The sequence below is a fragment of the Ignavibacteriales bacterium genome, assembly GCA_026390595.1.
In the GTDB taxonomy this organism is placed as follows: domain Bacteria; phylum Bacteroidota; class Ignavibacteria; order UBA10030; family UBA10030; genus UBA9647.
This window is the reverse complement of the sequence record JAPLFQ010000021.1, coordinates 184,481-198,089: the sequence shown is the minus strand read 5'-3', so window position 1 is coordinate 198,089 and position 13,609 is coordinate 184,481. Positions and strand designations below refer to the sequence as shown.

Below are 13,609 nucleotides of genomic sequence, written 5' to 3'. Positions count from 1 at the left end.
AAATGAAGAAGCTGCTCCTTATCGCGATGCTCATTCTGATTGGGGAGGGAATCCTATACTCTCAGCAAGCGGTAGTGTACGTTAATGAGAGATATGGCGACGACCTTGTAGGCGATGGGAAAAGCCAGGTCAACCCGTACAAGACTATCAGAATGGCTCTCCACAAAGTGGCCGATCGTGGGACAATCATTCTGCTTGCCGGTGATTACGACTATGGCGACATCGTGATCGACCGCGACGCCGCTCCCTACGTGAAATCTCAATTGACACTGATGGCGCAAAAACAAGGCAACAATCAAATTGTCAACGTCGCGAGCGATTCTCTACGAATCGATATCGATGAGCTTAAGCTGAACGTCGAGACGGTGAATGGGACTGAATGCTTCAACGTGGCAGGAACACTCGTCTTGGGGAGTGCGAAAAGCAGCGTGAAGGTCAATATCCCCAAATCGTCCTTTCTCCGATTGAAGTCGAAAGAGTCGCTGATCATGAACGGGAAATCGGCTTTCACCAACGCAAAACCGGAGATGGGGAAGAAGTAGCTCATTGCGGCGACGTTGATTTAGATGCTGGCACATGGCTGACACAGAGTCGAGGAGTGTCGCAAGTCCTGTACAGTCTTCGACTTTGTTCGTCCCGACGATGGTCGGGACTCACTGCGCTCAGACTGACGCAGGATTTTTCCCTAGCAAATAAGAAAACTATCGCCATCCTGAGCGCAGTGCCGATGTTTCTCAATCGGCACGGAGTCGAAGGATGTCACTGGACTGCTAGAGTTTTCGACTTCGTCCCAACAAAACACGCTCGAGATTTCGCTCAGACTGACGGGGATTTGGTTTTGAAGTGGCTTATGGTCAATGCGGATGTGTGTGACGCAGAACGTGCGGTTTCTCGAGTCCGTGTGCGAGCATCAGTTGCTCGTCCCCCAGCAGCTCCTTCGTGGGACCGTCGGCGACGATGAGACCCTGATCCAGTACGATGGTGCGGGAACATAGCTCCACCACCATCTCGAGATCGTGCGTGGCGATGATCTTTGTAGCGGGAATCGATTTGAGAGTCTGAATGAGGCTTCGTTTTCCTCGCGGGTCGAGGTTACTCGTGGGCTCATCGAGCGCCAGAACGCGCGGCTCACAGGCAAGCACTCCCGCCAGACAAACGCGCCGCTTCTCCCCGCTGCTCAAGTGATGCGGGGACCGGTTCTCGTATCCCAGCAGTGACGTCACCTCAAGCCCCTTTTTAACCGCCGCCTTCAACTGCTCTTCACTCAATCCAAATTGCTGCGGACCGAAGGCAACATCTTCATACACCGTCGGACAAAACAACTGATCATCCGGGTCCTGGAACAGCAGCCCGACATCCCTCCGGATTGCGGAAGCATTCTCGCGGTTGACCGGCCGCCCGCAGATTGTCACGCCTGGCGTCGAGGGAAGATCTTCCGGGAGCAGTCCATTGAGATGAAGCAATAGCGTCGATTTCCCCGAACCATTTGGGCCAACAAGTCCGACACACTCACGCTCTCCAACAGCAAAGCTGATCCCCCGCAGGGCTTCCTTGCCATCCGGATAATGAAAGCGAAGGTCGTGGACCGTGATCGCCGGGTTCATTTCCACCCCCGCGCAGACATCGCTGCATAAATACGTTCAGCGCGCTCAGTGGAACGGACAAACAACTGTCCGACGAGCGAAGCCATCGAACCCCATTTTCGCAGGCGCTTGTCCGAAAACGTGCGGCTGTTCCGGGCACGAGTCAGCCGTTCTGCTTCATCGATCAGGACAAACAGGTAGCGGTACATGAGCGCAAGAATCGTCACGAACAGCGTCGGAACTCTGAACCGTTTCAGCGTCACTAGAAGTTCTGAAAACGGTGTGGTATTTGAAAGCAGAATGACGGTGAGAAGACAGAGTGAGCTCTTCGTCACGATGGAAAGAAATATCCACGTCCCGTGTTCCTGAAAGAGTGCCATCACAGCGATGCCGAGTGCAAATGGCTCCAGCATGATGAGCCGGCCGAGAACAAATCTCCACGGAATCGTTGTCAACGCGCTGATGACAAGGAGCGCCGCGCCGATGAATCCGAACACCCAGCCGTGGGAGAAGTTCACTGCAACCGTCACGGAAATGATGCAGAGCGTCCCCAGCAGCTTCACCGTGGCGGGAAGCCGGTGGATCGGGCTGTCGATGCGGCTGTAGCGATCGAGGAAGTCGTGGCGCATGGTCGTTACGGTCGTTGAGTCGGTGTGGGATGATCAATCGTCCCCCGCGAACGGGGAGCGAGCACGCGTGCCAGGAGGAACGAGAGAGCGAATACCGCGATTGCTCCGATGACGCCTGCGACTATCGTTGCGCTTGCGGTCGATTGAATTCCCGGGAGCTGATAATCCTTCATTGGCGATGGCACGTCGGCCGTTTCGGCGGCCTTGTGTTCGAATCCAAGCGAGGAGGCGACTGTCTCGAGCCCATCAGGCAGTTGTGAAGCGTGCGGCGCAACGAGCAGCAACAGGCCGATGACGATGAGGGCATAGTAGACAAGTGTCGTTGAGTTCCAATCGGGCGCGGCGGCTTGGTCATTCTCTTTCAGTAACTCCGGCCGTGTCTTGCCGATGGCCGCAATGACGAGCATTGTGATTGCAGCTTCTCCGAGCCCCGTCAGCATATGCACTCCAGCCATCGCCGGTAACGCTGCTCCCCAACGTACTGTCCCCGACCAGGCGAGCTCGCCTGCGCAGAAGACAGCGGCAACGACTGTCGCAAACCATGACGCAAAGCCAACCGCAACCAGTCGGCCCTGTTCGCCAGAGACGAAGGAGCGGAGGATCTTGTAGACGCCGTATCCGCACAACGGCGCAATGATCGCCATGTTGAACATGTTAGCACCGAGAGCGAGCAGCCCGCCGTCTGCGAAAATCAGCGCCTGCACCACGAGAACGGAGGACATCACGATAATGGCCGCACTTGGCCCCAGGAGAACCGCGGCAAGCGTCGATCCAAGCAGATGTCCCGACGTACCGCTCGCGACGGGAAAGTTGAGCATTTGTGCCACGAAGATAAATGCGGCTGCTAAACCGATGAGCGGGATTTTGCGGGAATGGACATGCACTCCGACGCGGCGCAACGCGGCGCCCAGACCGGTGATGGAGAACATCCCGGTCGCAATTGCCGTCTTCGCGTCGAGGAATCCGTCTGGAATGTGCATGGGAATCGTGGCCTTCTGTGTGTCTAATGTAGCCGAATATGCCGAACGTTGCAAGCGAAAGTCCGGCACTCTCTCAACGCTTGTGGCGCGTTTGTTCCCTTGCCTTTATCACCAATCTGCGTTAGTTTCTCAATCAGGGATTTCAATCACCAAAACCATGGAGACATTCCGTGAAGCCTGCCTTTCGTCTTCTACTTTTTTCACTTCTGTTGTTGACTGACTTTGCCATTGCTCAGCAATTCAATCCGGGAATGTATCAGACCATGCGATGGCGCATGCTCGGCCCATTTCGTGCCGGCCGTACTGTAGGTGCGACTGGTGTTCCGGGTCAGCCGAACGTCTTCTACATCGGCGTCAACAACGGAGGCGTCTGGAGAACATCTGATTATGGTCGCACGTGGACTCCGATCTTCGACGACCAACCGACGGGATCCATCGGTGCTCTTGCTGTCGCTCCATCCAATCCAAATATCATCTATGTCGGCAGCGGCGAAGGATTGCAGCGGCCGGATCTTTCCGTTGGGGACGGCGTGTTCAAATCGATAGACTGCGGCAAAACCTGGCACTTCATGGGCCTTGCGGATGCGCAGCAGATTGGAGCTGTGCTCGTGGATCCCCGCGATCCCAATCGCGTGTATGTCGCTGTTCTCGGCCATCCATATGGTGCAAATGAGCAGAGGGGTGTGTTCCGATCGGCTGACGGGGGAGCAACCTGGCAGAAGATTCTCTATAAGGATGAGAATACGGGGGCGATCGCCCTGGCATTCGATCCTGCCAATGCTGATGTCATCTATGCCGATCTCTGGGCGTCGCGACAGGGGCCTTGGGAGAACGGAGCGTGGGAAGGAAAGACAAGTGGATTGTTCAAGTCGATGGACGGGGGGAACACCTGGCGTCAGCTTACCAAGGGACTTCCTACAGCAGAGCAGGGTTTGGGTCGTATTGGGTTTGGGATTGCGGCGAATGATCCAAACCGGATGTATGCGACGGTCGACGCACAGAAAGAAGGGGGAGTCTACAGGTCAGATGATGCAGGTGAATCGTGGCATCGCATGAACACAGATGGAAGAGTGTGGGGTCGCGGAAGCGACTTTGCTGAGATCAAGGTCGATCCAAAGAACTGTGACATCGTCTATGTGGCAAACACCGCAAGCTACAAGTCGACAGACGGGGCGAAGACCTTCGTCGCGTTCAAAGGTGCACCGGGCGGAGACGACTATCATACGATCTGGATCAATCCTGAGAATTCCCAAATCATGTTGTTCGCCACGGATCAGGGAGCGACGATCACCGTCAACGGCGGAGAAACGTGGAGCTCGTGGTACAATCAGCCGACGGCGCAACTGTACCATGTCATCACAGACAACCAGTTTCCCTACAACGTCTACAGCGGCCAGCAGGAAAGCGGCTCTGTGGGGATTGCCAGCCGCGGTCCAGACGGACAGATCACGTTTCGGGATTGGCGCCCTGTTGGCGCCGACGAGTATGCATATGTCGCCCCGGATCCCCTGAATCCGAATATCATCTACGGCGGAAAGGTGTCGCGCTATGACCGCACGACAGGTCAGGTGCAAAACGTCGCACCCGAAGCGATGCGCTCGGGGAAATACCGGTTCATTCGCACGATGCCTCTCATCTTTTCGCCGGTCGATCCGCACATTCTGCTTCTCGGTTCAAACGTACTCCACAAAACTACCAATGGGGGACAAAGCTGGGACATCATAAGTCCGGACCTGACAAGAGAGAAGCCGGACGTCCCCGCGAACATCGGCATCTACCGTACTCCGGCACTTGAAAAGCAGCAGCGGCGTGGGGTGATCTATGCTGTGGCTCCTTCAAATAAAGACGTGAATGTGATCTGGGCGGGAACAGATGATGGACTCATCCACATCACGGAGGATGGAGGGAAGAATTGGAGAGATGTCACTCCTCCTGCCATCACGGCATGGAGCAAAGTGGCGCAGATTGATGCAGGGAGGTTCGATTCGAAAACGGCGTATGCGGCGATCAACCGTATCCGCCTCGATGATATGAAGCCGCACATCTATCGCACGCACGATGGAGGCAGGACCTGGGTTGAGTCCGTAAAGGGGTTGCCTGAGAGCGGGCCGGTGAATGTCGTCCGCGAGGATCCGGAGAGAAAGGGGCTCCTGTACGCCGGGACTGAAAGAGCGGTCTACGTGTCGTTCAACGATGGCGATGAATGGCAGCCGCTCAGAATGAACATGCCTGCAACGTCCATTCGCGATCTGGTTGTGCACAACGATGACATCGTCGTCGGGACGCATGGGCGGTCATTCTGGATTCTCGACAACGTGACGCCGCTTCGGCAAATCAGCGAACAAGCGAGCACGTCGGCGGTAACTCTGTTCAAGCCGCAGGTTGCCTATCGGGTGAGATGGAACCTGAACGCCGATACGCCTTTGCCCCCGGAAGAGCCGGGAGGGGAGAATCCTCCTGACGGTGCGATGATCGACTACTACTTGAGTGCAGACGTCAAAGATCTCCGGCTTGAGATCTTTGATGCGGCAGGGAACAGTGTCCGTTCCTACACAAGCTCCGATCAGCCGGAAAAGGTCAATGAGAACAGCCTTCCTTATCCGTCATACTGGTTCCGCCAGCAGCAGACGCTCTCGCCGAAGAAGGGGATGAAGCGGTTCATCTGGGATCTTCATTACGCGCCGCCGAAAGGTGTGCGCCGGTCATACAGCATGGCGGCAATTCTACACAATACCCCGCTCTCGCCTGTCGGACCCTGGGTCCAGGCGGGAGAGTATTCTGTCCGACTAACGGTCGGAGGAAAAACGTACACGCAGCCGCTCGTCGTCAAGATGGATCCTCGTGTCACCACGTCCCGGGACGCTCTCGCGGAGCAGTTCGATCTTTCGATGATTTGTTTTCAGGGACTTCAACAAGTCAACAAGGCACGACGTGAGATCGATAACGTCAGATCGCAGGTTCAGTCGCTGCTGAAGGCCGGAGCAGCCGCCGAGATGAAGGACCTCCTGAACAAGTTCGGAAGAAAAGCATCTGCAATCGATGGAACCGGCTGGGCTGAGGATGTCGACGTCATGTATTCGGCCGCATACGCCACGGACCGAAATGAGGAGACCTTGCTGGGGTTGCAGTCCAAACTGCTCTATCTGATGGCTCTGCTGCAGGGGGCTGACGCAAAGCCGACGACGCAGGCCGCGGCTGCTGTGAAGGGTCAGCAACAACCTGTGAGAGACGTGCTGGGGCGTTGGGATGATTTGAAAACCCGGTCGAATGACCTGAAGTCTCTGAATGATCTGCTTAAGAAGGCCGGCAAACAGCCACTGAAGGCAAACGAGCCATAACAATAACTTCGAGGAGGGCGAGCGAGGATGAAACGGGTTACTGGTCTGGGAGGAGTCTTCTTCAGGTGCGCTGATCCTGAAAAGATGAAAAATTGGTATCGAACGCATCTTGGAATCGAATCGGACAAGTATGGGGGGAAGTTCACATGGAGGGACCCCGACGATCCCAGCAAGATCTGCACCACGGCCTGGAGTCCGTTCCCCGACTCGACAGAATATTTCAAGCCGAGCGGGAAGCAATTCATGTTCAACTACCGGGTCGAAAACCTCAGAGCACTCCTCGAAGAGTTGCGGAAGGAAGGCGTGACGGTGGTTGGTGACATGGAGGAATACGAGTACGGCAAGTTCGGTTGGATTATGGACCCCGAAGGGAACAAGATCGAACTTTGGGAGCCAATCGACAAGCCCCTCCTCAATGCGGATGGAAAATAGACTGCCGCGTTTCCCGCCCGCTCCGAAGCTTGTCTTTCACTCGAATCTCCATTAGCTTTCCGGCGAGGGTGGTGCTCTCTACGGGACGAGAGGAATTTGGGATTTTGAACTGGTCATGGTTCTAATCCTTGCTGTCATGCGGTATTCTCTAAAATGTTGCTTGTCACATCTGGTCATCCCTGAGACGCTTATGCCGAAATTCCGACGTGCGACCTGCCGAGCAGCAATCATTGTCCTCGTCAATCTTCTTTCAGCATTCTGTTTTCCAGGGTTGACAATCGGGCGTCAGGATCAGAAACAGTCGGGTCCGCTTCAGCTTCTGGAACAGACCATCAAGCGTGCCTATGCCGTCAATCCTCAGTTTTACCGGGCCTTCACTCCAGGTTGGGAGGCAGCGAACGCTGCGATCGGAAACGCCCATCTCTTTGCCGTAACGCGCGATTCAAGTCTCCTGAAGCTCTACACTACAACCATTGATCCGTTGAAGCTGTTCAACGGCGGGTGGGTCGATGACCGGGCATGGGTCTGTCTGGCGGAAATGTACTGGTGGGACCTGACCGGGAGAAAGAACAAGGAGTGGGTGGAAGACGCCAAAAAGCGCTACCTCGATGCTCGTGCAGAAGGGAGATTGTCGAACAAAGAAGGCTTCTGGAGCTGGTACAACTGGCCACCGAACTGGAAGATCGAGGACAGGATCTTTACGAACAGCAACATGAATCACATGGCTCACGCAGCGTGTCGTCTTTATGAAGCGACGAAGGACAAACAGTTCTACAATGACGCGATGCTCGTATGGAACGGCGACGCGAAATTCCCCGGCATTGAAAAAACATACTACCGGGGCAACGGGAAGTGGGAAGGAAAGGCGGGCCCGGCAGCTTTCGGAAAGCAACTCCCCTGGGAAGGGGCAGAATATGGCTCCCTCGGTGCAGCGATGTATCGGATGACCGGCGATCCTAAATATAAAAAGATCATCGTTGCGACTGCCAGGCGCATCATGGATCCCGCCAACGGCTGGCTCGATCCGGTGGACTACTACCAGCTGACAATGGATGGAAACGGCGCCTTCGTCCATTACATTCTTGACGCCTATCTGACCGCACCTGATGAGCTGGCGGATATTCCTGATAAGATCGCGAAGATGCTGGAGCACGTGTGGACGAACAATCACGGCAAGGCCAAAGTCATGCTGCATCGCCTGAGCGACGATGCAATCCGCAATGGCTGGAACCCCAACGGGGGCGAGGACGGGTACGGCGTCGATCAGGTGGGAAGCGTTCACGCTCAGTCGCAAGCGGTGCGGGCCTACGGCGTTTTCGCGTACGTTCTTCAACAGAGGCTCCTGAATCACTGGTGAAAAACTTCTTCCACGTGTCACAACGCGAGGGAAGTCGTCCCTTTTCGGACTCAACGATCACAAGGAGGCTGTCACTCATGACTACGAAGATCCGATTCATCATTTTTGGAATGATCGTCTTCTCCGGCACACTGCTTTCGCAAGATCCCACATACTACATCCGGAAATCGACTTGGCACGAAACAATGAGAGCCTCGCGCGAAGCGCTCGTGAAAATGCGTGGCGGCGACGCAATCTTTGCTCAGCGAGTCCTGGGACCGTGGTACGCGATCGGGCCATTCAAGTCCACGGGAAAGAGCGCGTTCTCGGAAGCATTCGAACCCGAGAAGGAGATCGACCTCGCCAAATTGTACAAAGGCGGCACGATCAAATGGAACAAAAGGACCGACTGGCCTGACGGAAAAGTGGTAGACCTGGGACCTGAGACGTTGTGTGCAATGTACCTCTTTCGGACATTGACGGTCGATCGCGATACAATCCTGCCGGCTTCGTTGGGCAGCGACGATGGTGTCAAGGTGTGGGTGAACGGCACCGAAGTCCTCGCCAACAACATTGATCGAGGCACCGCTCCCGATCAGGAGCGAATCGACCTCGTCCTGAAAAAAGGAGAAAACAAGTTCCTCATGAAGATCAACAACAACCAGGGCGGGTTCGGGTTTTACTTCCGCCTCGAAGACGCCGGTATCAATAGCATCTCGAAGCTGGTGAAAAGGGACTTCACAGACGCCAGGAGCACGATGGAAATGGGCTGGGAGATCGGGGAAGGTCTCTGGGACAAGGAGTGGAAACCCGGTGATTGGTCCGATCTGGCAGGGCGATATGTTCGCGCGGCAATGTTCGACACTCCGAAGGAACTTGAGAGCGCACTGCTGGTTGCCGACAAAGCGGCCGCCGCCGGCGATCTAGAGCGCGTTCGTGAACTTTATATCCGAACCCATGAAGCCAATGCAACCCCCTACGTTCTGACGCCGAAACCTTCTCCGGGGCCGAGGATCAATAGTGCGAGGGTTTTCGGGGTCCGACCAGGGAGCCCTTTCCTGTACACCATCGCAGCAACCGGGGATCGTCCGATGGAGTTCTCTGTCGAGGGGCTGCCTGATGGCTTGAGCCTGGACAAGAACACCGGCCGCATCACAGGCACGGTCAGCAAGAAAGGGACAAATACGGTCACGTTGAAAGCCAGGAATTCCCTCGGGACCGCAACCTCAGCACTGCGGATTGTTATTGGTGACCAGATCGCCCTCACTCCTCCGTTGGGATGGAACAGTTGGAATTGTTTCGCGAGTGCGGTCGATGACAGCAAAGTGCGTTCGGCGGCTGATGCGATGGTCAAGAGCGGACTCGTCAACCACGGCTGGACGTACATCAATATCGATGATTGCTGGGAGATCAAGCCCCAGACCGATGACCCTGCACTGATGGGGGCACAGCGAAACGAAAAGGGGATGATCAATACGAACAAAAAATTCCCTGACATGAAGGGGCTGAGTGACTATGTCCATGCTCAAGGGTTGAAAATGGGGATCTATTCCTCCCCCGGGCCGTTGACGTGTGCCGGATTTACGGCGAGTTACCAGTTTGAGGAGAAGGACGCGCTCCAGTACGCCGAATGGGGGATCGATTACCTGAAGTACGACTGGTGCTCATATGGCAGAATCGCGAAGGATGGAAGCCTGCCCGAATTGAAGAAACCGTATGAAGTCATGCGCACTGCACTGAACAAAGTCCAACGGGACATCGTGTATAGTTTGTGCCAGTACGGCATGGGGGATGTATGGAAATGGGGAGGTGAAGTCGGCGGGAATAGCTGGCGCACGACGGGCGACATAGAGGACACGTGGGAAAGTATGTCAGGCATTGGTTTTTCTCAGGCCGGCCATGAACTCTATGCAAAGCCGGGCAACTGGAACGACCCCGACATGCTTGTGGTTGGTAAAGTAGGGTGGGGCCCTCAGCTTCATCCTACGAGGCTGACCCCCAACGAGCAGTACACGCACATCAGCCTCTGGTGCCTGCTCAACTCTCCGCTGCTGATCGGTTGCGACATGACGCAGCTGGACGAGTTCACGCAAAACCTACTCACGAACGACGAGGTTCTGGAAGTCAGCCAGGATCCTCTCGGTAAGCAAGCTGCCCGCGTCTCGAAAGATGGCGACCTGGAAGTCTGGGCGAAAGACATGGAAGATGGATCCAAGGCTGTTGGATTCTTCAACCGCGGAGTCTGGAAATCAGAGATCAAGGTACGATGGAGCGATCTGGGTGTTCAGGGCAGGCATGTGGTGCGCGACTTGTGGCGGCAGAAAGACCTTGGCTCATTCAATGATGAGTTCAAGGCCTCCGTTCCGCGCCACGGCGTCGTGCTTGTGAGATTGTCGAAGCTGTAAAGCGAACTTCAGTTCGCCCTATGATTCCTGCATTCGCATACTCGCAATAATTGCGCTGACAGATTCAAGCATCGTCAATATCCGGTCGCACTTTGCGACCGGATCCAGGTTAAGCTTCAATGCATCCGGCGTCTCTTCACGTCGTGCTCTTGGAAGGATCAATAATGCGGAAAGCGCGGATATTTCTGATTGCATCTTTAGGCCTCGGCTTGACCGCGGCGAATGCTCAACCAAAGGCACCGGTATTCACTCGAGCCGACACTCTGCGCGGTGCGCCCTCGCCCGGGCGGACCTGTTACGACCTCACGTACTATCATCTCGACGTCAAAGTGGATCCGGCAAAGCAGTCCGTGAACGGGTCGAATGAAATCTACTTCACGGTGATCACGCCATTCACGAAGATGCAGATCGACCTCTTCAAGAATATGGAGATCGAAAAGATCACACTCGACGACGGAGCGGCAGTTCCGTTCGACCGGGAATTCAACGCGGTTTTCGTGAATCTCCCGAACTCACTTGAGAAGGGCTCGATTCACCGCATCAAAGTGTTCTACGGCGGAAATCCGCAGGTCGCGAAGAACCCCCCGTGGGGCGGTGGGCTCACGTGGGCAAAGGACTCGTCTGGAAATCCATGGGTTGTCGTAACGTGCCAGGGAACCGGCGCCAGCCTCTGGTGGCCGAACAAGGATCACCAGGCCGACAAGCCGGACAGTATGCTTATCAGCATCACTGTGCCCCAAGGCCTTACGGATATCTCCAACGGCCGGCTCCGTGCCACCAAAGAGATGCCTGACGGATGGATGCGGTACGACTGGTTTGTCAGTTATCCGATCAACAATTACAATGTCACTATCAATGTCGGCAAGTTTGCACACTGCAGTGATACCTACGGCAGCAAACCGGCATTAACCCTCGATTACTATGTGATGCCGCAGAATCTGGAACGGGCGAAGAAAACGTTCGAGCAAGTGAAACCGATGATGGCCGCGTTCGAGAAATATTTCGGCAAGTATCCGTTCATTCGTGATGGGTACAAGCTCATCGAAAGTCCGCATACCGGAATGGAGCATCAGAGCGCCGTGGCGTACGGTAATCTTTGGCTCGGCGGTTACCGCGGCTTCGCCCCGTCGGCTGTTGGACTGAAATTCGATTTCATCATCATACACGAGAGCGCACACGAGTGGTGGGGGAACGGCGTCACGTCCAAGGACATCGCCGACATGTGGATCCATGAGAGCTTTGGCGCATACGCTGAGGCGCTCTTTGTGGAGGACCAGTGGGGATATGCAGAGGCTCTCAAGTACATCAACGGCAAGAAGCCAAACGTCCGCAACACCGATCCGATCATTGGCAAGTACGGTGTACAGAATGAAGGGGCGGGCGACATGTATGACAAGGGGCAGCTCGTCCTGAATACACTCCGCAGCGTGATCGACAATGACATCCTCTGGTTCTCAATACTGAAAGGGCTGATGGACAAGTTTCACTACACGACGATCACCGCTGAAGATGTGATTGGCTTTGTGAACGAGAAGACCGGAAAGGATCTCAGCTACTTTTTCAATCAGTACCTCAGGAATACGAAAATCCCACAGCTCGAAGTCAGTCTGACATTCAAAGGCGATTCGGTGATGGCGATGTACCGATGGAATGTGGACGTTCAGGATTTCCGCATGCCTGTAAAGGTGACGATCGCTCCCGGTAAGTTCGAGTTCATTTATCCGACGACGACGTGGCAGCGGATGAACATCGCCACAATGGAACCCTCAGATTTCAAAGCTGATGAGAGCCGGTTCTATGTCAACACACGACTCAGCTGGAGATACATGGATCCGCGGGTCCAGACCGGCGGAAACCGGAGAGGGTCGTGGTTCTAAGGTGAGGCCGGAGGGATTGTTGCATTAGGATTCAGAGACAGAAGTGATCGACAGCTCATTCGAGTCATTGTTCAACCGGAATCAAGGAGAGAGCAGAGAGCGATGAGAAATCTGAGCAAGGTGGCGCCTGCGTGGTGGGACTACACCACATTGGACAGAGGACTTCTCGACGACGCTGCAGCACTGACCGAAAAGGATATCATGAGCCTGGTGCGGCCGGGGTTTGCAATAACGTTCTTCGACACGATCGAGGAGTTCTACCTAGCGGAAGCCTTGGAATATATCTCAGCATGGCGACAGGCTACGGAAAACCGCCCCGCGGGTATCTGCGGGCCTATCGGCCCGACAGAGCAGCTTCCCCTAGTGGCACGCATGGTGAACGAACTAGGGATTTCCCTCAAGCACTGCCACTTTTGGGGAATGGACGAGTGGGTTGTCGCTGGCAAGGAAGTTTCTGCCGATTTCCCTCTCGGCTTCGCGCGGGCCGACATGGAGCTGTGTTTCAAACGGATCAAGCCCGAACTGGCAATGCCCAGGGAGAACATTCATTTCCCCGCGGCCGACGCAAAGGGGTATATCCAGAGCTGGGATTCAGCGCGCTGTGTGGTCATGCAGGGGGGCCAGGGAGAAGTTAAGCACTGGGCATTCAATGATCCGCCGAAACGGGAGGGGGCCTACCGAGACGCTCCCCCGTCTCCCGAGGAATACAGGAAGCTCGGCACCCGGGTCGTCGATTTGCATCCCATGACCCTGATGCAGAATGCTCGAACTTCTGGCGGCGGCGCTGTCCAGAATGTGCCCCATCAGGCTGTTACGGTGGGGCCGGTTGAGACGTGGAAGGCCGAGAAGGTTTCAATCTGGCACCCGGGACATCACGATAACCCGTTCGGCATGCGGCTGACGACCTTGATGATATCCAAGCGGATAGCGGATTCGTCGGTGCCCATGTCGCTTCTATCAGATCACCCCGACGTCCAGTTCAACTTCTTCCGGCCCGCACTTGGCACCTGCAAAGTGGAGATGCATTGA

General features: G+C 55.4%; 10 protein-coding genes. 7 read left to right on the top strand and 3 right to left on the bottom strand.

Translation table 11 applies throughout. The annotated features are described in order from the left end of the window. Positions 1-2: 2 nt before the first annotated feature. Positions 3-542: a hypothetical protein gene (locus NTU47_10925; protein MCX6134314.1), complete on the top strand. Its 540-nt coding sequence runs from the start codon at positions 3-5 to the stop codon at positions 540-542. A gap of 312 nt (positions 543-854) precedes the next feature. On the opposite strand, the gene NTU47_10920 is transcribed toward NTU47_10925, so the two are convergent. The 3 genes from NTU47_10920 to NTU47_10910 are packed head-to-tail and all read right to left on the bottom strand — an operon-like array spanning position 855 to position 3,192. Further along, the gene (locus NTU47_10920; GenBank protein ID MCX6134313.1) at positions 855-1,604 is read right to left on the bottom strand and encodes an ABC transporter ATP-binding protein; all 750 of its coding nucleotides are present in this window, start codon (positions 1,602-1,604) and stop codon (positions 855-857) included. Further along, the gene (cbiQ, locus tag NTU47_10915; protein MCX6134312.1) at positions 1,601-2,212 is read right to left on the bottom strand and encodes a cobalt ECF transporter T component CbiQ; all 612 of its coding nucleotides are present in this window, start codon (positions 2,210-2,212) and stop codon (positions 1,601-1,603) included. The genes NTU47_10920 and cbiQ overlap by 4 nt, the downstream gene beginning before the upstream one ends. A gap of 5 nt (positions 2,213-2,217) precedes the next feature. Next, entirely contained in the window at positions 2,218-3,192 is a 975-nt protein-coding gene (locus NTU47_10910; GenBank protein MCX6134311.1) for a PDGLE domain-containing protein, read from the bottom strand. A 170-nt stretch (positions 3,193-3,362) separates the two neighbouring features. Here NTU47_10910 and NTU47_10905 point away from each other — a divergent pair, with 170 nt between their 5' ends. The 6 genes from NTU47_10905 (at position 3,363) to NTU47_10880 (ending at position 13,609) form a co-directional block, all read left to right on the top strand. Then, positions 3,363-6,530 carry a hypothetical protein gene (locus NTU47_10905; protein MCX6134310.1) on the top strand — a complete coding sequence of 1,056 codons (3,168 nt, stop codon included), beginning with the start codon at positions 3,363-3,365 and terminating at the stop codon, positions 6,528-6,530. Positions 6,531-6,557: 27 nt separating this feature from the next. Next, positions 6,558-6,962 (top strand): VOC family protein, encoded by a 405-nt coding sequence (locus NTU47_10900; protein MCX6134309.1) that lies wholly within the window; start codon positions 6,558-6,560, stop codon positions 6,960-6,962. Between the two features lie 190 nt (positions 6,963-7,152). Further along, on the top strand, positions 7,153-8,319 hold the full coding sequence (locus tag NTU47_10895) for a hypothetical protein (GenBank protein MCX6134308.1): 1,167 nt from the start codon (positions 7,153-7,155) through the stop codon (positions 8,317-8,319). A 77-nt stretch (positions 8,320-8,396) separates the two neighbouring features. Continuing rightward, positions 8,397-10,703 carry a putative Ig domain-containing protein gene (locus tag NTU47_10890; protein ID MCX6134307.1) on the top strand — a complete coding sequence of 769 codons (2,307 nt, stop codon included), beginning with the start codon at positions 8,397-8,399 and terminating at the stop codon, positions 10,701-10,703. A gap of 164 nt (positions 10,704-10,867) precedes the next feature. Beyond that, positions 10,868-12,580 carry a M1 family metallopeptidase gene (locus tag NTU47_10885; protein MCX6134306.1) on the top strand — a complete coding sequence of 571 codons (1,713 nt, stop codon included), beginning with the start codon at positions 10,868-10,870 and terminating at the stop codon, positions 12,578-12,580. A 102-nt stretch (positions 12,581-12,682) separates the two neighbouring features. After that, complete coding sequence (locus NTU47_10880) at positions 12,683-13,609, top strand: hypothetical protein (protein MCX6134305.1); 927 nt, start codon at positions 12,683-12,685, stop codon at positions 13,607-13,609.

Coding starts and splice junctions, on each gene's coding strand:
- NTU47_10925 (MCX6134314.1), top strand. CDS start 3: ATGAAGAAGCTGCTCCTTATCGCGATGCTCATTCTGATTGGGGAGGGA.
- NTU47_10900 (MCX6134309.1), top strand. CDS start 6,558: ATGAAACGGGTTACTGGTCTGGGAGGAGTCTTCTTCAGGTGCGCTGAT.
- NTU47_10880 (MCX6134305.1), top strand. CDS start 12,683: ATGAGAAATCTGAGCAAGGTGGCGCCTGCGTGGTGGGACTACACCACA.
- NTU47_10910 (MCX6134311.1), bottom strand. CDS start 3,192: ATGCACATTCCAGACGGATTCCTCGACGCGAAGACGGCAATTGCGACC.
- NTU47_10920 (MCX6134313.1), bottom strand. CDS start 1,604: ATGAACCCGGCGATCACGGTCCACGACCTTCGCTTTCATTATCCGGAT.
- cbiQ (MCX6134312.1), bottom strand. CDS start 2,212: ATGCGCCACGACTTCCTCGATCGCTACAGCCGCATCGACAGCCCGATC.
- NTU47_10890 (MCX6134307.1), top strand. CDS start 8,397: ATGACTACGAAGATCCGATTCATCATTTTTGGAATGATCGTCTTCTCC.
- NTU47_10895 (MCX6134308.1), top strand. CDS start 7,153: ATGCCGAAATTCCGACGTGCGACCTGCCGAGCAGCAATCATTGTCCTC.
- NTU47_10885 (MCX6134306.1), top strand. CDS start 10,868: ATGCGGAAAGCGCGGATATTTCTGATTGCATCTTTAGGCCTCGGCTTG.